This is a genomic window from Photobacterium alginatilyticum, assembly GCF_009910675.1.
Classification (GTDB): Bacteria; Pseudomonadota; Gammaproteobacteria; order Enterobacterales; family Vibrionaceae; genus Photobacterium; species Photobacterium alginatilyticum.
Genome location: NZ_RSEJ01000047.1, coordinates 1 through 24657 on the forward strand (window position 1 = coordinate 1; position 24657 = coordinate 24657).

Here is a 24657-nt window from a genome sequence, read left to right on the forward strand (position 1 = left end):
CGCATAGAAGCCAAGTAAACTCGCCCTTTGGGAGTGAGCCAGCGCGCCCATTTCTGTGTCAAATAACGTTGAAAGGGAATACCATTCCTACCGTCATTTTCCTTGAACTGAGCTCGCTGGTCTCACTCTGAATCCTGCATCTTGAGGTTGCTTGGGTATAAGAAGCCCTCTTGCAGAGGGCTTTGTTGTTATAGGAAGGGGTCAAACTAGATAATAGGTCTGGCGCGAAGCATGTATTCCTGGATTATAGGGTGTTGAAGATCCGCATCTCGCATAGGTTCCCATAGGCCAGCCTGGATACCATCAACAATCACGTGTACAACTGCCGCGTCTATTGCTGACATGACAGCAAGATTCACAGGCTCGTTAGTTGTATACCCCAGTTCTGCTTCTAGCAGGTCTTTATAATCGATAAACTTGAATACACCCGTTTGAAGCTCTTTAGAAAAGATGGTCTTACTGGTCGTTACGCTAAGCAGGATCCTTCCACTTCGAACATCAACAGCTCGTACATTAACGGTAACCTGATCGGTTCTATACTGCCCTGAACCACCAATCCCCAAATATCGTGCCCCAGCTCCACCAGTTCTGACGTTACTGTCATAGGCCACAATTCCGCCTTCTACCATAATATTCGCCGAAGCCAATGAGGGTAAATGGACACCATGGTTCGTTGGTATTTCATCCTTTTTCTGTGCAGCACGGATGATTTTCCTTTCGGTTAACAAGTTCTGTAACCCTTCACGTTCCAGCGGTATAAACCATTTGGAGTCAAGCAGCGCTGTTGTTAACAATGCTGCTCCACCCTGTGGAACTGCGGTTGAGAAGTTACTGTTTGGCTGTGGTTTATATTGGCCTGTTTGATCCCTAAAATCATATACAGAAACAAAGACTTTCCCTTTAGGTAGAGGTAGGGATACCAGATCCTGATATGCAACACCCCTCGCCATTAATGATGGTTCTTTGCTTATCTCCGGAGTCTCAAGTGACATAGAACAGCCGGATAATAAGAGAAGCAAGCTCCCCCAAACTAGCGCTTTCATCTACCTTCTCCCTATAAATCCGGTACCAGACCACTCACCTGAATTGTCGATGATTCACCCGTCTCTTTATCTGTTATTTGAATAACCAAGCTACCGTTGTTATCTACGATGTTTAGGACAAAGTCATTTGTAACAAGTTGCCCAGTATTTCCGTTACCAACATCAGACAAAAGCTGACTTATCAGGCGTGATTCAAGGCTTGCCGCCAAACGCTCCAGATCAGACTGCTCATTAAGCAAGCCGTCATCAGGCGCTTTATGATCATTGATAGCATTGGCAACCCCCAACAAATGAGCACTGTTTAGTGGGTTCCCACCAAAACTGGGGTTTATTGGTGTATAAACCAACTCTGTCGCCGAAACCTTAGCAGATAAAGCTATCAGACAGACTAAGGCTATTTTGCTCCCTTTCATGATTAGTCCTCTTAAATTTCGTCATAATCAACATCAAAGGTATCTTTTAGATATCGCTCTATTCGCCACCGCACGACATAGGAACTGACCGTTTTTATTGCATCATCCACCTTCGCTTCTATTTGATCTCTTCCTGGCGATACAGCCGTTCGGTAGATAATAGTTTGTCGGTGAAAAACGGTGATAATACTGCCTGACAAGGCAGTCGGTCGTTCTTTTACCGTTAAGTTCTCTTCCAAATCCTCGAATTCATCATTCAACTTCTGAGAAAAAAGTGAGTAAAAATCTTCCCCGAGTCGAGTCATGGTTCGGTCAAGTACCACACCACTAATTTCTCTTAAATCATCAAGCGCGCCATTTTTCTGTTCCAGCGGAGGACCATTCTCGAGAGGCTTCTCATCTTTAGCCTCCGCATTAATAACCGGAGAAATAAACGCAGCAAACAGTGCGATAATGACTAGTTTCATAATGGTAAATCATTGTAGTGATTGTTTTTGGCCCACATAAAAGCCTGCATCCTGTTCTTTACATTGATCTTTTTAAACACATTGTACAGATGCGTCTTTACTGTGTTTTCACTAACAAATAAGGTTTCGGCAATTTGGATATTGGATGCCCCCAACACTAACAACTGCATGATTTCCTTCTCTCTTGTCGTTAGATTTGCTGTCGATTTGGCAACAATTGCATCTTTGTTACGGTACGAGGTAATCAATTCATTGGTCAGCTTTCGGCTTAGCCAGAGTTCGCCTTCAAGCACTTTTTTCATTCCTTTGGCGACAACACTCATTTCATCTCCAGCAAAAAAGACACCAACCATATTCGGCCATTTTGCTATCAAATTAGCAGCAACATTATTTGGAGAGTTAATTAACACTTCACTGCCACTCATTGACTTTTCTATAAGGAACTTGATATACAAATCTAATGAGTCTTCATTGATATGTGTGTTATCAATGATTACGAGCACCGAGCTTTTTTCTGGTAATGTTAATCCAGACAAGCCCTCAATAGTCGTCATTTGAATAGGAATATCCAAAGATTTCTCTAGGAAATCCCTGAATAATGAGGATTGTAAACTGGAATCACAGATAAAGATTAGATTATTATATTTATCGCAAGCCATCTTGATATTCCCTTACTATAAATATCTTATTACTAAGACTTTTTAAATCTAGAACATAGTGTTCAAACATCAAGACGACAAAAGATATTATTCGTGCTCACAGTCACAAATTATTGATATATAAGAAAATATTATTAATCTCAATTTTGAACATAAGTTCATCATTTTTCAGTAGTTTTGATAAATGCACAAAATCCTCAAAAAGCCAGCTACCAAAAAAGTTAATGTGTTTTATATCTGAGAATATTTTGAATTATCGACCGGGGTATTCAGTGAAGTAAAGAGGGGTGTTAGAGGAAGCAAGTCACCACCTTGCGCATATTAGCGCAAGGTATTAATTTATCTAAACTTTATTAATAAAGCCCGCATCTAGTAAGTTTGGACATTATGTTCATATTCCACAATAATCTGATTACCACTATAACGAACATTCTTAATATTCCCATCAACAATATAAGTATTGGTCAAGGTAACAGAGTTTGGCATTGTTGCACCAACCTGCTCTCTCAATGATGGAAGCGTCATAACTGGGTCAACACCGATATAAGTGCAAAACTGGTTAACAAAATTGTGCTCTAACGGTACCTGACCCCGTAAAATATCTGAAAAAACCAACTGACTTAAGCCAAGTCGCTTTGCCATTTCAATTTGGGTTACCCGCATCTTTGCTTTATAGCTCATCCACGTGTCGTGTAATACTTGTCGGTCTTGTTCTGTGTACTGCATACCCATAAACCTTAGCGTCATATTATATTTATCCCCCAATTAAAACCTAGAATTGGGCGAAGAATGTCAGAGCAAAGTTAGGGTTAAGAATTCATTATCAATTTTGATATTCAGCTAATCGAATCATCACTAAGCTGCATAACAAAACCCTTTAAGCATCAACTCATTATCCAAACATGCTCAATTCTCAGACAATATACCCAAGCTACCTCAATCACAGAGCTTGTCGCTTCGGACGGAACATGGATATAATCTAGAGGTTAATTTCTTGTTCGGGTTATAGGTAGTTCATGCGGCTGCAGCAGATAGTTTCAAAAATCATCATGCTTGCAATGCTATTCACAGCACTTTCCTCAACTGTGAGTGCTCACTCGTTCATCATTGAAAGCCCGCTAGCACACTCTGGCTGTGACACAAGTTCAGCGATGGCCTGCTGCAGCGAGATGACAACGGCTTCTCCAGACCACGCCGCAATGTGTAGTACTGACACAATGAGTGATCATCCCGCTCCCAGTTGCTGTGTCGATAACGACTGTCATACTAACAGCCTACAATTTGCGATTCTTACTCACCTATTCCAAATGTCTATTCCCTCTTCCAGCCAAATTTTTACTGAGCCTGTGGGTGAACGACTTTATTTCTACGATGTGATCCTGCGTCCACCTGTTTTTTCCTAGATTTCAAGTCAATCGTTGCTTTGGCCTTTTCAGCCATAGACTAACTCCGAATTACTTTAAATTTTGAACAATACAAACAGGATTTTACAATGAAAATTAATCACATCGTCGCCCTATCCCTACTTGTAAGCAGCTCCCTTGCCATTGCTGAAACAATTAAAGGGACTAACTACCAGTCACCGTATTGCGGCTGTTGTAAAGACTGGGTTAAACACATGGAAGATAATGGGTTTGAGCTAGATGTAGAATACGTTCAAGACATGACGGCAAAGAAGATCGATCTTGGTATTCGCCCGCAGTATGCTTCATGCCATACAGCTGAAATCCAAGGTTATACATTCGAAGGGCATGTTCCTGCCGAAGACATCCAGCGCTTTATCGACTCTAAGCCTTCACGCATGGTAGGCCTTGCAGTACCTGGTATGCCGATGGGTTCACCTGGCATGGAATACAAAGATCAGAAAGACCCGTTTGAGGTTGTCGCCTTTGATGAAAACGGAAACACCATGGTATGGGCGCGCCATAACCAGTAAGCAAACCAAACAATGATTTAAAAAAGTAAGGGCAGAAGAAACCCTCTTCTGCCCTTTTGCAATACCTGCCCGATAATGATGAATCCAATTAATTCTTAACCTAGCCTCGCAAACAACGCACGGTTCGGGTCATCGTTCGTTGCCCATTCATTATCTTTTTCACGCTTTTCCAGATAAACCTGCATACCGTTAAAATACGTAAAAGCGACCAGTTCAGATTCCTGCATAAAGCACTCGAAAAAATCATCTTCGTGCTCAGCTAGCTGACCCAATGTGGAGATTCCTTTCCTCAACACCCACTGCACCGCATAAGGCGAAATCATCGTACGACTTAAAATCAGCTCTTTAATATCTGAGATTGCAACTTCGATTCCTTGCGCTGACTTTAGTTCCTCTGTTGCCAGCACACTTTCTTCTGCCAACATCGCTTTCAGGCTCGCAATACTTGCTTCCCGCTCTTCTGCAGAATAACCATAGGTGGTCTTAGCAAACCGAATAGCATAAGTCAGACGATGACGACCTACCGCCTCTACCACATCCTCAAGATAAGGCTGGGGGATGTTGTAAGCTTTGGCAAGCTGTTCGACAGCCTGCACCAGACTTGTGTATGTAATGCCGTTAAACTCAACCTGGAAACCACTTGTCAGGCCTACGACAGGCAAGCCATCGATTGTCAGCGACCAACCGGTATAATTTACACGCTGCTTGGCAATTTCAAACATTGTCCAGGCACTTTCCCGAAAGCCTTCTAGCGCTTTACCCTCAAACTCTGACTCCTCAAGTTCCTGCTGAGTCCAGTTTGCACCAATTTGCAGGTGTTTTTCATACTTGCGATGAAGCTTCTCTTTCACTTTATCGCGTAACAAATCCAGACCACTGACCTTTATTGGCTGGCAAATGCGATAGCACTCCTGGCAACAAGGAACCATTATCGGCACTTCCTGCTCATCATAATTTGGCGATGCCATAAATGAGTAAGACTCATAGTAGGGCTCGCCACAAAACCAGCAGGTATGACGAAACTCAAAAGGTATATCGATTGACTGGTAAGCTGTTGGCATGTCTGTGTTCTTTATCCTGTATCAACGAAACTATTATGCTGTTGACGCTGCGGTATCTCAAGTCACAAGCGGAATTGTTACTACTAAGTAGCATAGTTATAAATTGTACTGTTCAACATAAAGCGTTAAAATACGTGCCCTCTTTTCTGAACGAGTGTGATTGGATGTCTGAACAGAAGCGAAAGGCGCTGAAGAAAATTGCTAAATGCCTAGAGCTGGGTAACTCTGCGAACGTCAATGAAGCTGCACAAGCAATCAAGATGGCACACCGCTTGATGCTCAAGTACGGCCTTGAACAAGATGATATTGAATTCATTCAGATGGGCAAAACCAAGTCTTCGACACTTCTGCCAACCGACATCAGTCAGCAAATCCTCAAAATTATCCGAGGCATCAACCGCCGTTTCGGCGTTGAGTGTGTACTAACCAATTACAAAGGGCTAAAGCAGGCTGAATTTATTGGCGTTGCCGAACGTGCCATCTTCGCGGCCTTTGCATTCGATGTCGTCTATCGGGAAATGAACCAGCAAACTGGTCAGTTTCGGAATAGTTTTGCCGGTACCGGTACCAGCTCAGCAGAAGTTACCCGTCGCGTTAGCTCATTCCTGGCGGGTTGGATTGAAGGGGCACTGGAAAAGCTCCCCGAACTCAATACCGATGATGATCATGATAAACGCATGACTAACTATATCGATAAAGAATTTGAAAACATCGACCGAGAAACCTTCAAAAAGCAGCTTCAGGAAGCAATGAAAGCCCTGACTGATGATTATGAAAAAGGGATGAAAAAAGGCCGTTCTATCTCTGTTAACCGGCCTGTTGGGGGCTCGAAGGCCCATAACCCAAAACTATTAAGTTCATAGCTTCCTGCTTAACAGGTTCTCTTACAGCTGCAGTATATTGCAGCTGTAATTCTATACGTTCAAAAAAGAAGCAAAAGAATCAAATTCTTCCTCATCACGCAATGAAGTGGGATGTAAATCCCATTTCTGTGATAGAATGAAACAAAATTCCTTAAAACCGATAGCTTTCACACATGAAATTCCCTGGTCAGCGTAAATCCAAGCATTACTTTCCAGTTAATGCCCGCGATCCATTAGTTGCTCAAATCCAGCAAGAAAATCCGCTATCTCGAACCCACTTAGTTGGTGTTGGACAAACCATTGTTGATATCGAAGCCCGTATCGATGATGACTTTCTTCAGCGTCATTCACTAAGCAAAGGCCACTCGTTGGTTCTTGATGAAGATAAAGCCGAGCTGCTTTACCAGGAGCTAAAAGAACGCAATCTGATCAGCCATGAATACCCGGGTGATACAATTGGTAACACTTTGCATAACTACTCGGTACTGGCTGACGATAAATCGATTCTTCTGGGTGTAATGAGTAAAGATCTAAAAATTGGTTCTTATGCTTACCGCTACCTTTGCAATACGTCGAGCCGGATGGATCTCGATCATTTGCAGCCTGTTGATGGTCCTATCGGTCGCTGCTATACCCTGATCACCGAAGACGGCGAGCGTACGTTTGCCATCAACGAAGGGGAAATGAATCAGCTTAGCCCGGATAATGTGCCTGAATGCGCCTTTGAAAATGCTTCGGCATTAGTGCTTTCTTCATACCTGGTTCGCGGCAAACCTGGCGCACCGATGAAAGAGGCAGCACTAAAATCCATCGAGCATGCAAAAAAACACGATGTACCGGTTGTCCTCACACTAGGGACCAAATACGTTATCGAAGGGTTGCAGGAATGGTGGATTGATTTTCTGAAAGAGCACGTCACCTGCGTTGCAATGAACGAAGAAGAAGCCGAAGCCCTGACTGGTGAAAAAGATCCGCTTCTTGCTGCCGACAAAGCTCTTGAGTGGGTTGATATGGTTTTGTGTACAGCAGGTCCTGTGGGACTATACATGGCAGGATATACTGACGATGCACTAAAACGTGAATCGTCTCTACCCTTGCTGCCGGGTCGTATTGCTGATTTTAACAAGTATGAGTTTAGCCGTCCGATGGTTAAATCTGAGTGTGAGAACCCTATTCGAGTCTATTCTCATATTGCGCCATACCTTGGCGGCCCTGTTGAGATCAAAAATACCAATGGTGCTGGCGATGCCGCCCTGTCCGCTCTTCTGCATGACATGTCAGCAAACCGTTACCACAAAGAGAATGTGCCTAATTCTGGCAAGCACACTGCTCAATTTTTGACGTATTCATCGTTCTCGCAGATTTGTCAGTACTCTAACCGAGTCAGCTACGAAGTTTTGACCCAGCATGCGCCACGACTATCTCGTGGATTACCGGAGCGTGAAGACTGCCTGGAAGAAGCTTACTGGGAACGCTAAGCAACCAGTCAATTAACAACGGAGCCTTTTGGCTCCGTGTTTGTATACAGGTATTCGCCAAAATTAATACTTCATCAAACTGGGATCAACATCGTCTATCCAGGCCAAAATCCCTCCCTTGAGATTGATGACATTGGAAAATCCGTTATCAATAAACTGCTGACATACTTTTGCAGAACGTCCACCCACCTTGCAGTGAAAAACAAGTGTCTGCTCCGGATTGAATTCGTTCATATGCTCCGCTACCACGTTCATAGGAATATGACGACTTCCTTCAATACGACAGATTTCACGCTCGTAGGGCTCCCTGACATCAACCAATACTAACGATGCTTTCTGCGCAAGCTGTTGTTTGAGCTCTATGGCAGATATCTCTTGATAAGGCACCTCAACCGGCGTGCTCGAGATACCACAAAACTGTTGATAATCAATCAACTGGGAAATGGTTGGTGAACTGCCGCACAGGCAGCACTTCGGGTCTTTTTGAATGCTCAGTTCTTCAAAGCTAAGTCCCAGCGCATCATAGGTTAATAACCGGCCACTCAATGTCGTACCGGCCCCAGTGATTATTTTTATTGCCTCCGTGGCCTGAATGCTGGCGATCATAGCCGGCAACACACCCAATACGCCCCCTTCTGCACAAGATGGCACCAGCCCCGGAGGCGGCGGCTCCGGATATAAACAACGGTAGCAAGGACCACCTTGATAATTAAAAACCGTTGCCTGCCCGTCAAAGCGGAAAATACTGCCATAAATATTGGGCTTATTGAGTAAAATGCAGGCATCATTGACTAGATAGCGGGTCGGAAAATTATCCGTTCCGTCAATCACAATGTCATAGTCTTTGATAATCTCAAGTGCGTTAGCAGAAGTGAGCATCTCCTGGTAACACTTGATATCCAAATCGGCATTGAGCGCCAGTAATCGCTCTTTGGCACGATCCACTTTAGGCTGGCCGACATCCCCCAAAGTGAACAGAATTTGCCTCTGCAAGTTCGTCTCGTCAACGATGTCATGATCCACCAGACCAATCGTTCCAACACCGGCAGCAACAAGATAAAGACACAGAGGAGAACCTAATCCCCCGGCACCAATAATTAAAATCTTTGCAGCTTTTAAATGTTGCTGCCCCTCCATACCCAGCTCGGGCAACATGATATGACGACTATAACGGCTGATTTCTTGCGGAGTGAGTGTTGGCAATGAACCTGCTCCCCCCGCAATAGCCGGGACTATTCGTAGTTCACAGCCGTCACGCAGTGGCGTCACCATCCCGCTTTGCTGTTTGATATCAACCCGATCGAGAAACAAATTTACGAAATTTCTCAACTGCCCCTTGTCATCAAATAACTGTACCTGGAGGTCGGGATGCTTTTCACAGAGTAGCGTCATAGCCTCAAAAACAGTTTCTGCCTCGACTTCAACCTGACTACTTTGCTGGGTGAACCGCCGTAAAGGCGACGGGATCTTAATTACAGTCTTCATAAGTAAACCTTTCTGTTCGTAGCCTCTTCACATACGCTGCTATACACACATTTTAGGAAATTGCTACGAGCCGTCATCAACTCGAATCTGCTCCTGTTCAAAGCGCTCGCGATCATCAGTGAGTCGCCAAGAGCGATAGCCAGATGCTTTACTCTTGCATACAGAGACAATGATATAGCTGACTCCTGGCCAGGCATGTACACGGTCAAATTCTGAAGGGATATCAGGATGATCAGGATGCGAGTGAACAATGCTGATTATAGACAGACCCTCGCTATCTGCTTTGTCTTCAGCGTCTTGATAAGCAAGAGGATCTATTAAAAAACGTCGCTCACGGTTTTCACTTTTTTCATTAAGACACGGCAGATAATAGCTGCCTATAGATTGCAGTTCGCCGCTCTGGTCTATAGAGGCTGTTCCAATAATAAAGCCGCAGCACTCATGCGGATAACTTGTTTCCGCCTGATTAATAACTTGAGTAATTATCTTATCGCTGATCTGAATGGCCATTGTTCCACAACCCCGCACTAAAGTAGCGCTCACCAAGATCACAGAGTAATGTGACTACTGTTGCTTCCGTCAGATCCTTCATCACTTTTTCGCAAGCGGCAAGGTAAGCACCTGACGACTGGCCGGCAAAATATCCGTGATGAGCAAGCTTCAAACAACAGCTTTTAGTCTCATCGGCTGATACATCAACCCAACGGTCAACATAGTCGGCCTCAAAGATCTGCGGCACAATATCTTCAGGCTCTCCGAGTGGTTTGAGCCCTTCGACGCCAGGCCAGCGTTCTGGACGAACTGCAACAATTTCAATCTCCGGATAGTGCTCTCTTAAACGGCGGGCAATGCCCGTCAGCGAGCCCCCGGTACCAACCCCGCCAACAAAATGGGTAATAGGGCGCGGAACCTGTTCGACTATCTCAGCCGCCGTCCCCAAATAGTGGGCATTAACGTTTTCAGTATTCTTATACTGATCACAAAAGAAATACTTATCCGGCGATGCCTTATACATTGCATGAACATGTCGCAGAGCTTCGTCGTAACCTTCAAGTGGATCTGTTTCAACCAATGTCGCGCCGTGTGCAAGCAAGCGCTGCTTTCTTTCCTGGCTCGCATTCCCCGGAATAACAATAGTGACCTCATAACCCATCGCCGCACCGATCATTGCATATGAAATCCCTGCATTCCCGCTGCTAGAGTCAAGAATGATTTTCCCCGGAACTAAAGTCCCCTGCTCTACAGCCTTATACAGCATCTGCTTAACAGGACGGTCTTTGAGTGAACCACCAGGATTCATCCATTCTGCTTTGGCAAACAGTGCTAAATCAGGCTGTTCGGGGTATAAAAAACTAAGGTCGATTAAAGGGGTGTTGCCGATCAGATCCAACAGATTCATGACCGCCCTCCTTGATAGGGCTAAACGCTCAATAACCCAATGAGACTGGTACTCATTTAAGATAGTTGATAGTCAGCTTTTACCCAAGGAAAAGAGGATGTGAATAAAAAGGAGATGCAATACATCTCCCTTTCATTTTAGAACAAAGTCTTATAAGACAACTCACTAAACCGAGCATCAACTTTAATATTGCTACCGCTTAGCTGTGGAGATAAGTTCGTGTCTTCAGCAATAAGATCAGTAATTACAGTACATGTCGTATAAGTACTTCTTAGGTTTGCATCTGTAACAGCAAAAGCCTGTGCTAAATCGAATGAGACAGAACCACCACTGATTACATTATCGCGCCAGTTTTCATTTTCCGAATAATACTTTGTAAAGGCATTATTATCACAACTCAAACCAGCAGCTATATAAGTATACTTATGGTCCGATTCTTCTGGCCAGCTGTAATTAATTTTATCACCATCATAAGTAACCGTTGATGTAAACTCTACAGGCATCTCTCCTAAAGAAGCTTGAGCAATCACTTGTCCATCACGGCGCCATACAAACTCATAAATACCAACGCCACTAGCAGGAGCTGTGAAAAATAATGTACTATCAATTACTTGGTTTGACTGCAACTTAACGCCATCTGCTAATACTTCAATCTCATCCGAGCCAGAAAGGTAAACATGTCGTCCAGTATTATCTTTGTATTGCAACTTCGCCGAGACTGTATTTAGCGTTAAGCCCAAAGTATCACTTTTGGTATTATTCGCATGAAAATAAGCTTCTAAGAGAGAAGCATCGTAGTCTTTACTATGCTCTGACTTTGGATCAGGTAGGCTTGGACTCCCTCCATCCCCGCTACCTCCACCGCATCCAGCTAAAAAAATCACACTGGCAATAAACAACGTATTTTTCATCAAGATTTCCCTATTTTCATATGTAACTATTATCTAATAAGTAACAATCATTGCTCCAAAAGAACTATACTTTTGTGTGTTAATATTGCTATGAAAGTTACTTAAGGCTAACCATCCAAGTTAAATCGACTTGTTTACAAATAAGATACGGCCGAGTTCAGATTGCAATGCCAGCTATAAAACATAGGCATCAATCAAACTATAATTCCTATTAAACCTGACCAACTAATATTCTATCCCTCACAGCAATAATTAATGAACAATCATTCTTGTGACATCCTATAAATAAAAGGTGTTGAACTGTTGTATTAATCAACTCAAAGCAACAGTTTAAGTTGATTAACACATACAGTAACAATTAACCATGTTAGGAAATAACAGGATTACCATAAATCAGAAAAAGCGGTTCTGTCATGATTATACAAACAACACCACTATTAGTTCGTTGATGTAATCATCAATTCAGGCGTTTGTTACAACAAAAACAAGTCAATTTGAACCCATACTAGTACTCATAAGAATTAATATCTGAAGAAGTTAATCTTATCGCTAACATCATTGGTATAACTTGCAACACGGTTACTCTCTTCCTGAGACATTTGCGCTCCTTTACCGATACTTTCCGCCGCTTCATTAATGGCCACAATGCTGCGATTTACTTCTTCAGTCACTGCCGCCTGCTCTTCCGCAGCACTTGCAATCTGATGTGCCATATCCTGAATCTTTCCACTCTGAACACTCACGGCCTCCAGGGCTTTCACGGCCTCTTCGGCATGGGACATGCACTTATCACTTAGCCTCCGGTTAACCTGCATTGTATCAACAGCCTGTTTACTACTCGTTCGCAAGCCATCAATCATCTGCTGGATTTCATCTGTCGAATCTGCCGTCTTTGTCGCCAGGTTGCGCACCTCGTCAGCGACAACAGCAAAGCCACGGCCTTGTTCACCAGCGCGAGCCGCTTCAATCGCAGCATTCAGTGCCAGCAAGTTTGTCTGTTCTGAGATATTCCGGATGACTTCCAGAATACTGCCGATACTATTGGTTTGAACTTCTAATTCTTCAATCACTTGCGTTGCATCGACAACATTGTTTGCCAGTTCGTGCAAGCCTTCTGCATTGGCACCAACGACATCTTGTCCCTGAGCGACTGATTGCTGAGTAAGTGACACGGCTTCCGCCGTTTCCTGAGCATTATCGGATACACTATGGGCAGTCGAAGACATCTCATTGGTCGCTGCAACAACCTGTTCTATCTCCTGACTCTGCGACATAATCTGTGTTTGACTCTGGGTTGCCGCCTCGGCAGTGGCTGCCACACTCTGTTTAAGTGAACCCACAGATCCAGCAACATCCGTCACGATTCCTCGTACATCCGAAATAAAGGTATTCAGATGATTTGCCAGTTGCCCTGTTTCATCTTTGCGGTCGATATCAATTTGCTGGGTTAGATCGCCGCCCGAGTGAGTCAGCGCCTTAACACGTGCCACCAGCACACTGATTGGGGAAGCAATCGAAACAGAAACGAACCACATCATCACTAAACCCAGTAACGCCGAGATAAAACCGACGACCATTTGTCCCGATAGATTGCTGGAAAAATGTGCCACTACCGTGTCAACAATGGCCTGAGCGCTTGCCAGTGCAATATTTTGAGGAGCAACTACAATCACCTCCCACTCTGTGTCCGTGCCAATAGTCCTGAAGCTTTCAGCCGCAATAAGGTTACTACCGGCTGTCACCGTTTCACCTAGGGTGCGATCCGCGATTAATGTCTTCAGGGAAGTGCCTGACAGCATCTTGCCGATATTGGCCGGTTCGGCACTATCTGCACCAACAATACCCAATGGACTTAAAATAATGACTCGTGAATGACCTGATATCAGGTTCTGACTGGCACTGGTAGCCAGTGACTGCAAGAAATCAAGAGAGTAATCAACGCCGAACATGCCCACAAACTTGCCGTCACGAACCACAGGGGAAACGAAGGAGCTCATTAGCGTCGAGACCCCTTGGATTTCATAGCTGGCAGGATCGATAACACAAGAGCGCTTTGTCTCCATCGGACATAAATACCATTCCGACTCGCGAATGCCTGTGCTTGTCAAACCTGTCGAATAAAATGGATAGGTGGCTTCTACATGAACCTCACCTGAGGGAGAACGGTTGAAATACGGACTAAATTCACCATTTGACTGAGCGAACTCGGTCCCTTTGTACAAGCTAGACTGCCCATCAAACCCATTAACTTCCCACCCGCTGTATATGCCGATGATGTTTGGCGTGTTAGTGATGGTATTTTCTAGTAACTGAATAACACTCTGGCGGGATATCTTTGGGTCTGTGCCATTGAACGCTTCAGAATACGTTGTAGCAATATCCATTGCCTCGTTAAATACAAGGTTGATTTTTCCAGCCTCAACTTGTGCTGACAGACTTAATTGTTCTTTCAGTCCAGCCTCGGCATCATGCAAAACTAATTCATCAAGCTCTTGCATGAGCATATCACCGTTATAATAGCTATAACCTAGCATCGCTATGGTGACGGCAAGCAAACTCGCCCCTCCAAACAACATTACTTGTTGTTTAATACTCGAAAACTGCATAAATCCCCTTACTACATTTCTCCTTTACGTTTTGACTTGGGATACCCTCATCAATATCACAGTCAAACTCAGGATGTAGAAATCCCAGTCAATAGATTGACTAATAAAAGAAAAATATTAATAACTAAAAATACAGAAAATGATTTCTATAACCACAATATTAGTAAGGGGCAGAAACTATCATATGCCACCATTGCATACAAAATACTTTATCTAAAAATTTGGCACATAAGACAATTCTATTAGTGTTTATTCCTTATGGAAATAATTGCTTTTATTAAGTGTTCATTTTTAAAGGGCGCGTGAATTATGCTTACTGCAAATAATCAGCATTAAACATTTCCATTAGGAATAAAGTTTTAGTTGGTATCAACTATTTTCTTTTACCATTCTTTGTAAATAAAAAAACGGAGCTTTTTGCTCCGTTTTTATATCAAGCGATCATTAGCAGTTTAGCATTCTGCAATCGCATTTTTTACCCGCTTATCTGAGACCGGGTAAGGTGTTCCAAGCTGCTGGGCAAAATAGCTTACCCGCAACTCTTCAATCATCCAGCGAATATCTTTCACTTTCTGAGGCACAGGCTGACCTTTCGGGATTTTATTCAATAGCTCTTTATAATCTGAGACGACTGATTCAATCTTAAGGATGTGTAGCCGATCCTTGTTAGGATCAATTGGCAGCTTCTCCATCCGACGCTCAATGGCTTTCATATAGCGCAAAATATCCGGCAGACGCTTCCAACCACACTCAGTCGCAAAGCCTTTAAAAATCAAACCATCAATTTGTGCCTTAATGTCTGACAGAGCAAAAGCCATTGTCAAATCAACACGACCTTTCAGGCGCTTGCTGATGTTAAACGCCGTAGTCAAAATCGCCTCAACCTGCTTGGCAATGTCTACCACAGTATCACCCAGTTCGCCGCGGATGTGTTCCTTCATCGCTTCAAACGCTTCTGGCTCCCATACCAGGCCACCCTTATCTTCAATAAGCTTATCAATACCACAGGCGATACAGTCATCAATCAGATCCAGCACCCGACCATACGGGTTGAAATACAAGCCTAACTTGGATTTATTCGGCAGGTTGGCATGCAGGTATTTAATCGGCGACGGAACATTCAACAACACCAAACGACGCTGACCTTGCTGCATCGCTGTCTGCTGCTCTTCCTCGGTTTCAAATAGCTTGATGCCAACAGAGTCCTTGTTATCAACAATTGCCGGGTAAGCTTTTACTTCAAAGCCCCCACGCTTTTGCTGATAACGCTCAGGCAGCTTACCAAAGCTCCAGGTTTTGAGCCCTTCCTGCTCGATGTCATCATCGGCAACCTGAGACAAGGTTTCCTGTACTTTTTCCTTCAGCCCATCTTTCAGGCTATACAGGTCTTTGCTTTCTTTTAACTTACGGTTACGGTGATCCACCACTCGGTAAGTGATCTTCAGGTGATCGGGCACCTGTTCCAAGTTCCACTCTTCACGCAAGACAGTCACGCCGGAAATACGCTTAAGCTCTTTTTCCAGTGAATCGAGCAACGGCATTGCCATCGCCTCGGCCCGAGCCAGGAAAGCATCCGCATAGTTAGGTGCCGGTACAAAGTTACGACGAACAGGCTTTGGCAATGACTTGATAAGGGCAACCACCAGCTCTTGGCGTAAGCCCGGGATCTGCCAGTCAAAACCATCCGGCTCAACCTGATTAAGAATAGGCAGCGGCACATGAACTGTGACACCGTCACTATCATCACCCGGCTCAAACTGATAGCTCAGCTTCAGCTTAAGATTGCCCTGATGCCAGAAGTTCGGGTAGTCCAAGTCAGTAATATGACTGGCATCTCCCTTGAACAGCATTTCTCGTTCGAAGTTCAGAAGATCCTTGTTCTCGCGACTTACTTTCTTCCACCAGGTATCGAAATGACGACCGGAAACGACAGTCAGCTCGATACGCTGATCATAAAATTCAAACAAGGCATCATCGTCAATCAAAATGTCCCGTCGACGCGATTTATGTTCGAGTTCTTCCACTTCCCGCAATAGCTTACGGTTCTGGTGATAGAACTTATGCTTGGTTTCCCAGTCCCCCTCGACAAGTGCCGAGCGAATGAAGATATCCCGTGAAAGCTGTGCATCAATTCCGCCATAATTAACTTTGCGCTTGGCGACAACCGGAATGCCATACAGAGTCACTTTCTCGAAGGCATAAACTGCTGCCTGCTTTTTCTCCCAATGAGGCTCGCTGTAACTACGCTTAATGAGATGGCCAGCCAATGGTTCAACCCACTCAGGCTGAATTTTGGCGGCAATACGCCCCCACAATCTCGAGGTCTCAACCAGCTCAGCAACCATTACCCATTTCGGCTGTTTCTTGAAGATGCCTGAACCAGGGAAAATATTAAAGCGCGCATTACGAGCACCTTGATACTCATTCTTTTCCTGATCTTTCAAGCCAATATGGGAAAGCATGCCAGATAGCAGTGCCATATGGACACCCGCATAGCTCGCTTCCTGATCGTTAATACGAAGATCCAGCTCCCTCACGACCTGAGTAACCTGATAATAAATGTCTTGCCACTCTCGAATACGAAGATAATTCAGGTAGTCCTTCTTACACTGCCTGCGGAACTGATTGCCGGACAGTGCCTTTTGCTGTTCCTGAACATAGTCCCACAGGTTAACAAAAGTGAGAAAGTCAGATTCTTTATCGTAAAAACGACGGTGCTTCTCATCGGATGCCTGTTGCTTTTCCATCGGACGCTCACGCGGATCCTGAATCGACAACGCACAGGCAATAATCATAACCTCTCGCAGAGCGCCCTGTTTCGGCGCTTCAAGCACCATACGCGCCAAACGAGGGTCAAGCGGCAAACGGGCCAACTGACGCCCAACTGGGGACAGTCGTTTGCGTGGGTCCTTGGCCTTCGGGTTAATCGCTCCCAGCTCTTCCAGCAGGCGAATACCATCTTGAATATTGCGGTTATCCGGCGCTTCAACAAACGGGAAGGCCTGAATATCGCCCAGACCGATAGCCGTCATCTGCAAAATAACGGATGCCAGATTGGTTCGGAGAATTTCGGGATCGGTAAACTCAGGGCGGGAAAGGAAATCATCCTCCGAATACAGGCGGATACAGATACCTTCCTGCACACGGCCACATCGTCCTTTTCGCTGGTTGGCGCTAGCCTGTGAGATCGCCTCTATCGGCAGACGCTGCACCTTGGTTCGATAACTATAACGACTGATACGGGCAGTACCCGGATCGATAACGTACTTGATACCCGGTACCGTCAACGAGGTTTCTGCTACGTTTGTTGAAAGCACAATCCGGCGACCGCTGTGCGACTGGAATATCCGGTTCTGCTCTCCGGCGGACAGACGTGCATAAAGCGGCAGCACTTCAGTATCACGCAAGTTACGCTTTTGCAGGGCATCAGTCGTATCGCGGATCTCACGCTCACCATTCATGAAGATCAGGATATCACCAAACCCTTCATCACACAGCTCGTCCACGGCATCAAAAATCGCCTGCAACTGATCACGGTCACTATCCTCGCCGTCTTCAGAAACAGGACGATAGCGAACTTCTACCGGATAGGTTCGACCCGACACTTCGACAATCGGAGCATTATTGAAATGTTTGGAAAAGCGCTCCGGATCAATGGTTGCCGAAGTGATGATCACCTTCAGATCAGGACGTTTTGGCAATAGCTCACGCAAATAGCCAAGAATAAAATCGATGTTCAGGCTTCGTTCGTGGGCCTCATCAATAATGATAGTATCGTACTGGTTCAGGTAACGGTCGTTTTGAATTTCCGCCAGCAAGATACCGTCAGTCATCAACTTAACCTGGCTGCGGTCAGACACTTTATCGTTAAATCTGACTTTATAACCAACATACGATCCGAGCTCACACTGAAGCTCTTCGGCAATACGGCTGGCAACAGAGCGGGCAGCAAGGCGACGAGGCTGAGTATGACCAATCATCCCTTTGGTTCCAAGCCCAAGCTCCATACAGATTTTAGGCAGCTGGGTAGTTTTACCCGAACCGGTTTCACCCGCAACAATCACGACCTGGTTATTCTTGATTGCCTCGGCTATATCGTCTTTTTTCTGACTTACCGGGAGCTGTTCCGGGTAAGTAATGGCTGGTCGTTGGCTAGAGCGCATCTCAACGACCTGCATAGATTTAGCTATGTCCAAAGCGATTTCATCGAAAACAGCATGCTTGGCTTTTTCGTTTTTGATTCTAGCCGCACCTTGCACACGTTTGTGCAAACGGAAGCGATCGCGCATCATGCAATCTTTAATCGCGGCTTTTAACGTTTTCTCACTATTCAAAACGTCTGACTGAGAGGTATTCGACTGAGTCAAAGGAATTCCTGATATTTCAGCTTGGTATTAAATAAAATTGGCGGGATTCTACCACAAATCGCCTGGTTACGGCGGGATAAACTCACTGATACAAGCCAAATTAGTTTTCATGTAACACGGCTCCGCATCACAACATCATGCATTGTGAAACAAAACCTCGCCTAAAAAATGGTTGAATCTGTATGTAATGCATACAATTTACTAACTAAAACCAACAATTAATACAGTGAGCCTTTCTTGATGAAAAAAATCCTATCCGTCCTATTGCTGACGCTCGGCATATCTGCTCCAGCGTTTGCACAACAAGCTTTTCAGCTTTCTGTTCCAGATGCCAACTTTCCGCCAGGCAATGTAAAAGGTGTCCGTTTTACTATTCTTCACGGTAAAACCTCCCAGGTTACCGGCCTTGATATACCTCTTCTCGGTCTCTCAGAAACCCAAAATTTTTCGGGCCTTAGTGTCGGGCTTTTTTTCGGCATTAGCCGCGTGACAGGCAGCTCAAACGGCGTCAAGCTCGGTCTGGCCAACTGGAACGACGGTAATGCCAGGGGGGCTGATATCAGTTTTATTAACTACAATGCGGGTCAGTTTACTGGCTTACAGGTTGGCGGCTTTAACTATACCGGGCGCCTCAACGGCCTGCAGTTTGGCTTTATTAATGCCACCAACCGCATTGAGAAAGGCATTCAGATTGGTCTGATTAACTACGACAAGTCAGGCACATTTCTCAGCAAGGATCTTCCGGTGTTCCCGCTTATCAATGCCCGCTTCTAACCAGACACACAATCTGCTGTACTCTGGTGTCATTCTACTTATTGATCTCTATTCCAGAAGCGTTTCATAAAGAAAAGGGAACCACACAGATGGTTCCCTTTTACTGTGATTTTAATCTATTGGCTAGGTATTGATTACGCAGAGACGATACATTGCTCATCGTCTTGCTTTGGCTCATCATTCACTAGATTAATTAACCAATGGCGGCCTCTGATTCGGTGTGTCGTCAATAGCACTTTTACCAGCTCTTCACTGAGTATTGCCAGCATTACCCAGTGTAACGGCCACCCGAGCACAATCCCCGTGAACACGGCAATTGGAATACCCACCGCCCACTGAGCAAACAGGTCTATGAATATGCTATAGCGAATATCTCCGCCACTGCGGAGTACACCTGCAATTCCAACCATGTTATACACCTTGAGAAATAACCCCAGGGCCATCACCAAGGTCACATTAATAGCCATCTCCAGGTTCGGCATGTCTGCTTTCGCCAGCAAATTCCCGACACCATCATGAAAGAGCAAGACTGTCATTCCAAGCAATAAGGCCAGTGACGCGCTTAAACCTATAAATAGCCACGACTGGTGCCAGGCTCGCTGATAGTTTTCCGCACCCAGCTCGTGACCAAGAATAGTGGAAGCTGCCACGGCAAAGCCAATAAAGCCCGAAATCAGTACACCTTCAATAGGTGATAGCAAACTGATGATTGCCAGTTCCGAGACACCAAGCTGACCGATAATATAGTTATATACCAGTAAGCCCATCGCCCAGCCGCCATCATGAATGATCATCGGAAGCGCCACTGACATATACTTTTTGCGCGCTTTCGGTGCCGCAGCAGCATCAACATCAGAAACCTTTGGCAAAATAGCATTATATTTCCAATGAGCAACAGCAAGCAGGATCACTGTTTGTATACCGCGAGAAATCGTCGTACCCAACGCGGCACCTGCCACACCCATTTCAGGAAAGCCGTACAAACCAAAGATAAGCAAGGCATTCAGAGCCGCATTGATTATCACAGCAACCAGACCAACGATTGTCGGCATTTTGGCCTCACCCACAGCCCGCAATGCCGACTCCAAAGGTACTACGATTGCAGTAAATATAATGCTCCAGCCACACACAAATAGATAGCTAGTTGCATGCTCGACGAACGCGGGATCATCGGTCACCAAACCCACTATTTGCCCCGGAGCTAAACGATAAAGCAGCGCAAATGGAATCGTGAAAACAATAGCGCAGACCCATGATTGCAGCAAAGTACGTCTTACACCATCCATTCTACCGGCGCCAAAAAATTGCGCAGCCAGCACACCAACCGCACCGCTCACGCCAATGACCAATAACAGGTTAAAAAAGAAAATTCGGTTACCGACACCAACCGCGGCAACTTGCGCCTCACCCAGCTTGGAAACCATCATGACATCCACTAAACCGAGGATTGCAAATAGCATGGACTGCATTGAAACCGGGATCGCCAAACGCCAGGTTTTTTGCCAAAAGTCTTTATCTGCAGAAGTTCGCCAGTTGTACATATTTGCCTCCTTTTATTATTTTGATTATGTGACTGAGATCTTACTCCTAAAGGCAAAAAACAACTTATGCTAGCCTCTTAATAACTTTTGCAAAACTATCACATTACAAGTAAAGGTAAGTAAATCGTTATGGGATGGCCCGAGTACTTTAAAATATCTGATCAATGCCGCTCAACGATTATTGACCAGGCGCAACTCGTTGCCCTTGAGAAACATCAAATTGTTCAATGCGGTGTGAATTATGCCCGCGACAGTTTCACAATTTACCGTCGCAACCCGAACATGCACATGCTGCTTTTTACCTGCAGCGGCAAAGGCTGGCTAGATACGCCTTCACGTAAGTGGCAGCTAGTCCCCAATAGCGTGATGTATGTGCCTCCGGGCCATGAAAATGGATTTGGTATCGAACATGAAGACAATGATAACGAGAGCTGGGATGTTGCCTGGGTAATGCTTGCGTCGGAAGGTCTATGGGAAGATATCTTACCCCACGGTGTCACCTACAGTGATACCCGCTGTGCGGATTTACTCAGGCAGACAATCGACGGCCTTCACCAGTCTATGTCATTGCCCTACCCCGTTGGTCACGAACTGGGGGAAAACCTCGTAGAGCAAATTAGATTGCTTGTTTCTCACCGACTACCAACATCTAACCCGACATCTCTTCAACGACTGGATAAGGTGTTTTCCCGGGCACAGGAACAGTTTCACCGTAACTGGCAAGTATCCGAGCTGGCTGCTTTACACCCCTGCTCCGAAGCTCACTTTCATCGCTTATGCCAGCAATACTATGGTCACGGGCCAATGTCCCACCTCACTCGATTACGGATGGAATATGCTGCTCGCCTGCTGAGCTCGACTGAATGGCCAATTCAGCATATTTGCGAGTTAAGCGGCTATCCAAACCCAGCTAATTTCAGTACCCGGTTCAAAAAATGGAGTTCATTAACACCAAGAGAGTTTCGCCAGCGGTTTAAGTACTAATGCTCGCTCAATATAGCCTCGCAATACAGCGGAACAAGATCGTCTTTTTTGCGGTCTCAGTACTAGTACTTATCTCCTCTGCCTTGATTTATTGCACAATCAACCGCAGATATTGAGATAGAAGGCATAAGAAGAGGCACCCTATGTTTACACAACTACGCACACTATTTCGTCAGGTTATGCATGAAGGCTCTGAAGGAGGAGCAATTGACACGCCAACAATGAATCTCGCCATGGCTTCGCTGCTGTGTGAAGTCGCCAATGCAGACTATGAAATTGACCCACGTGAAGAGTCTGCCAAGGTACACCTGCTGGTTAATTTGCTGGATATAGATGAAACTAGAGCTAACTCCTTGTTAGATAAGGCGAGAAAGCAAAGTAACCAATCTGTTTCTCTCTATGAGTTCACCACCAAGCTTCGCGCCTTGATGCCTGAGCAACGCTATCAATTAATAGAAGCAATGTGGCAAGTCGCCTATGCCGATGGTGTTATCGATCCTCTGGAAGAAGCTGTGATTCGCCAGGTCGCCGAACTCATTTATGTTGATCATTCTGAATTCATCCGAGCCAAACTTTCAGCACAAGACAAATAGCCCACTGTATAGATTTCATTGTCACCTTGCCTAATACGGTTTTTCGCTTTCATTCTCAATTTGCAAATCGCACCTATGAAGGCGAATTACTACGTCGCGTCACCAGAACAAGAATAAACAATTGATTAATAACAAAATATTATAATTCAAAGCATTCATTAGCAAAGCTGGCCTTATTTTTGACAAATGCTCTTCAGCATTAACAATAAGAATAAGGTTGCCTAATGAAGAAACCAAAGATCTCCCTTGTAGCCTTCGGGCTTCTTTCATCCCCCCTCCCGGCGTTTGCGGTATCCCCCTTCGACGACTGTCCAACTGAAGCGTTTCTTTTTCAGGGTAGCCCCTCGACTGTCTATGCTGTTGATCTTGCAACAGGACAGTATCGTACAGTAGGTACCAATACCGGGGCGGGTGGCGTTATCAATGCTGTTGGCTTTAATGAAACAGATCGCTATATCTACGGTTGGAATAAAAATGCCGGTACGATTACGCGCATTAATCAGGCCTACCGTGTCGAAGATCTTACTGTTCAATCTGGCCTGCCTGCAGATAAAAGTTTCTTCGTCGGTGATGTGTTTGACAACACCTATTACCTTTACCTCAAAAATACCGGCATGTTCAAAGTCGACCTAAGCCAAGGTGATAGCAATCTGGTAGCCACCCGAATTATGTCAGCAGCTGATGCCAGCCTCACCCTTACCGACTTTGCCTTTTACCCTGAAACTGGTGAGCTGTTTGCTGTCGAGAACAGCAATAATGACTTATACCAATTCACATTTGACGGATCAGGCAACGCAAGTTTTGAGCGTAAAGGACCAACAGGCGTTACCGGTCAAACTACATTCGGAGCACAATATTTTGATAAATCGGGATTTATGTACATCAGCAACAACAAAGGAGGAAAGATTTATCGGCTAGATCTCCGCAACTTAAGCTCGTTCAGCACAACAGCCGAATTCTTTGCCGACGGTCCATCATCCGACCAAAACGACGGAGCCCGCTGCGCCAGTGCCCCCGTTACCGCCAACAATACTGATTTTGGCGATGCGCCAGATAGCTACAAAACAACACTGGATAATAATGGTCCTCGACATTTCATTGGCCCCAACTTCTTCTTCGGTACCGAAATTGATGCCGAAGGCGTGGCCTTAGCTTCACCGAGCTCCGATGATAATGATGGTTCTCCTGATGATGAAGACGGTATCTCTTTTGGCTCCAGCTTCAAGCAAGGCTCCGACGCACTAATAAATATTGTTGTCGGAGGCGAAGCCGTCGGTTATGTCAGCGGTTGGTTTGACTGGAATGGCAATGGCACCTTTGATGAAGATACCGAGCAGGCTATCGTAGATGAATACCTGATGCCCGGCTCCCATACCCTCAAAGTACGAGTACCTGAATCGGCGCAAGCCGGCAGCACATGGGCAAGATTCAGAATTGGACAAAACCCGGGGCTGACCTCCTTCGGCGGCGTAACTTACGGTGAAGTCGAAGACTACCCGATCACCATCGAAGAACAGACGCTGACCCATACCTACTACCCCGGTGAAGGTACATGGGTAACGCTGGCCTATGAAGACAACTGGCCAGAAAAAGGTGACTATGACTTTAATGATGTCGTGATGTTCTACCGTGTCGACACAGTATCCAACCAGGACGGCAACATTGTTCGCTATGATATTTATGGCAAGCTGCAGGCCTACGGCGCATCATTCGCAAATGGCTTTGCTGTACAGCTAGACAATATTGCCCGCACCCAAATCAATGCTGACCTATCAAAGCTTATCGTCAATGGTAAAACCCTACACAGCCAGTCTGTTATCGAACAAGGACAAGACTTTGCCGTTATTGTTATCTCAGGCAACCTCAAAGATGAAATAGCGCCTCCGCAGTGCAGCGGCAGTGCTGGTAATTTCTACCGGGTATGGCAAGGTGGGTGTCACCTTAGTAAGTAACGTTTCAAGTAGAAAGATCTAATCAAAAAGCGTTACTTACTAAGAGGAACGAAACTTCCCTAGTTATCGTACAGAAGAGTATAATCTCTACAAAACATGAACGACTTACAGCGGTAGAAGAATGT

Annotated in this window: 21 protein-coding genes; 7 read left to right on the top strand and 14 right to left on the bottom strand. The window is 45.1% G+C overall.

The features are described 5' to 3' along the window. Positions 1-206: 206 nt before the first annotated feature. From EIZ48_RS26810 to EIZ48_RS29805, 6 genes are all read right to left on the bottom strand, one after another. Positions 207-1043: a CsgG/HfaB family protein gene (locus EIZ48_RS26810; protein WP_160658288.1), complete on the bottom strand. Its 837-nt coding sequence runs from the start codon at positions 1041-1043 to the stop codon at positions 207-209. 11 nt (positions 1044-1054) lie between these two features. Beyond that, positions 1055-1456, bottom strand: coding sequence for a curli assembly protein CsgF (locus EIZ48_RS26815; protein WP_160658289.1), 402 nt, complete (start codon positions 1454-1456; stop codon positions 1055-1057). Positions 1457-1467: 11 nt separating this feature from the next. Next, the gene (locus tag EIZ48_RS26820; protein ID WP_160658291.1) at positions 1468-1923 is read right to left on the bottom strand and encodes a curli production assembly/transport protein CsgE; all 456 of its coding nucleotides are present in this window, start codon (positions 1921-1923) and stop codon (positions 1468-1470) included. Then, a complete protein-coding gene (locus EIZ48_RS26825) occupies positions 1920-2582 on the bottom strand; it encodes a LuxR C-terminal-related transcriptional regulator (protein WP_160658293.1) in 663 nt (220 codons plus the stop codon). The genes EIZ48_RS26820 and EIZ48_RS26825 overlap by 4 nt, the downstream gene beginning before the upstream one ends. A gap of 369 nt (positions 2583-2951) precedes the next feature. Further along, entirely contained in the window at positions 2952-3308 is a 357-nt protein-coding gene (locus tag EIZ48_RS26830) for a helix-turn-helix domain-containing protein (RefSeq protein WP_160658294.1), read from the bottom strand. A gap of 367 nt (positions 3309-3675) precedes the next feature. After that, the gene (locus EIZ48_RS29805) at positions 3676-3798 is read right to left on the bottom strand and encodes a hypothetical protein (protein WP_275690396.1); all 123 of its coding nucleotides are present in this window, start codon (positions 3796-3798) and stop codon (positions 3676-3678) included. 276 nt (positions 3799-4074) lie between these two features. On the opposite strand from EIZ48_RS29805, the gene EIZ48_RS26835 reads away from it, so the two are divergent. After that, a complete protein-coding gene (locus EIZ48_RS26835) occupies positions 4075-4518 on the top strand; it encodes a DUF411 domain-containing protein (protein ID WP_160658296.1) in 444 nt (147 codons plus the stop codon). Positions 4519-4613: 95 nt separating this feature from the next. On the opposite strand, the gene EIZ48_RS26840 is transcribed toward EIZ48_RS26835, so the two are convergent. Continuing rightward, complete coding sequence (locus EIZ48_RS26840) at positions 4614-5579, bottom strand: hypothetical protein (RefSeq protein WP_160658297.1); 966 nt, start codon at positions 5577-5579, stop codon at positions 4614-4616. 164 nt (positions 5580-5743) lie between these two features. Between EIZ48_RS26840 and EIZ48_RS26845 the strand changes: the two genes are divergently transcribed. After that, a complete protein-coding gene (locus tag EIZ48_RS26845; RefSeq protein WP_160658299.1) occupies positions 5744-6442 on the top strand; it encodes a DUF2786 domain-containing protein in 699 nt (232 codons plus the stop codon). A 173-nt stretch (positions 6443-6615) separates the two neighbouring features. Further along, positions 6616-7920, top strand: coding sequence for an inosine/guanosine kinase (locus EIZ48_RS26850; RefSeq protein ID WP_160658301.1), 1305 nt, complete (start codon positions 6616-6618; stop codon positions 7918-7920). A gap of 63 nt (positions 7921-7983) precedes the next feature. Here EIZ48_RS26850 and moeB read toward each other — a convergent pair whose 3' ends face one another. The 6 genes from moeB to hrpA all read right to left on the bottom strand — a co-directional run bounded on the left by moeB (position 7984) and on the right by hrpA (position 18655). Further along, positions 7984-9405, bottom strand: coding sequence for a molybdopterin-synthase adenylyltransferase MoeB (gene moeB, locus EIZ48_RS26855; RefSeq protein ID WP_160658303.1), 1422 nt, complete (start codon positions 9403-9405; stop codon positions 7984-7986). Positions 9406-9468: 63 nt separating this feature from the next. Then, positions 9469-9915: a M67 family metallopeptidase gene (locus tag EIZ48_RS26860; RefSeq protein ID WP_160658305.1), complete on the bottom strand. Its 447-nt coding sequence runs from the start codon at positions 9913-9915 to the stop codon at positions 9469-9471. Then, positions 9893-10804 (bottom strand): PLP-dependent cysteine synthase family protein, encoded by a 912-nt coding sequence (locus EIZ48_RS26865; protein WP_160658307.1) that lies wholly within the window; start codon positions 10802-10804, stop codon positions 9893-9895. The genes EIZ48_RS26860 and EIZ48_RS26865 overlap by 23 nt, the downstream gene beginning before the upstream one ends. A gap of 137 nt (positions 10805-10941) precedes the next feature. Beyond that, positions 10942-11715, bottom strand: a complete 774-nt coding sequence (locus tag EIZ48_RS26870; protein WP_160658308.1) for a hypothetical protein — start codon at positions 11713-11715, stop codon at positions 10942-10944. 521 nt (positions 11716-12236) lie between these two features. Further along, positions 12237-14321, bottom strand: coding sequence for a methyl-accepting chemotaxis protein (locus EIZ48_RS26875; RefSeq protein ID WP_160658310.1), 2085 nt, complete (start codon positions 14319-14321; stop codon positions 12237-12239). Positions 14322-14773: 452 nt separating this feature from the next. Then, positions 14774-18655, bottom strand: coding sequence for an ATP-dependent RNA helicase HrpA (hrpA, locus tag EIZ48_RS26880; RefSeq protein ID WP_439126598.1), 3882 nt, complete (start codon positions 18653-18655; stop codon positions 14774-14776). A 273-nt stretch (positions 18656-18928) separates the two neighbouring features. On the opposite strand from hrpA, the gene EIZ48_RS26885 reads away from it, so the two are divergent. Continuing rightward, positions 18929-19462, top strand: a complete 534-nt coding sequence (locus tag EIZ48_RS26885; protein ID WP_160658313.1) for a hypothetical protein — start codon at positions 18929-18931, stop codon at positions 19460-19462. A 134-nt stretch (positions 19463-19596) separates the two neighbouring features. Here EIZ48_RS26885 and EIZ48_RS26890 read toward each other — a convergent pair whose 3' ends face one another. Continuing rightward, the gene (locus tag EIZ48_RS26890) at positions 19597-21003 is read right to left on the bottom strand and encodes an MATE family efflux transporter (protein WP_160658315.1); all 1407 of its coding nucleotides are present in this window, start codon (positions 21001-21003) and stop codon (positions 19597-19599) included. Between the two features lie 129 nt (positions 21004-21132). Between EIZ48_RS26890 and EIZ48_RS26895 the strand changes: the two genes are divergently transcribed. The 3 genes from EIZ48_RS26895 to EIZ48_RS26905 all read left to right on the top strand — a co-directional run bounded on the left by EIZ48_RS26895 (position 21133) and on the right by EIZ48_RS26905 (position 24532). Further along, entirely contained in the window at positions 21133-21987 is an 855-nt protein-coding gene (locus EIZ48_RS26895) for a helix-turn-helix transcriptional regulator (RefSeq protein WP_160658317.1), read from the top strand. 143 nt (positions 21988-22130) lie between these two features. Beyond that, positions 22131-22580 carry a tellurite resistance TerB family protein gene (locus EIZ48_RS26900; protein ID WP_160658319.1) on the top strand — a complete coding sequence of 150 codons (450 nt, stop codon included), beginning with the start codon at positions 22131-22133 and terminating at the stop codon, positions 22578-22580. Positions 22581-22804: 224 nt separating this feature from the next. Continuing rightward, complete coding sequence (locus EIZ48_RS26905) at positions 22805-24532, top strand: LruC domain-containing protein (protein ID WP_160658320.1); 1728 nt, start codon at positions 22805-22807, stop codon at positions 24530-24532. The last annotated feature ends 125 nt before the right edge of the window (positions 24533-24657 follow it).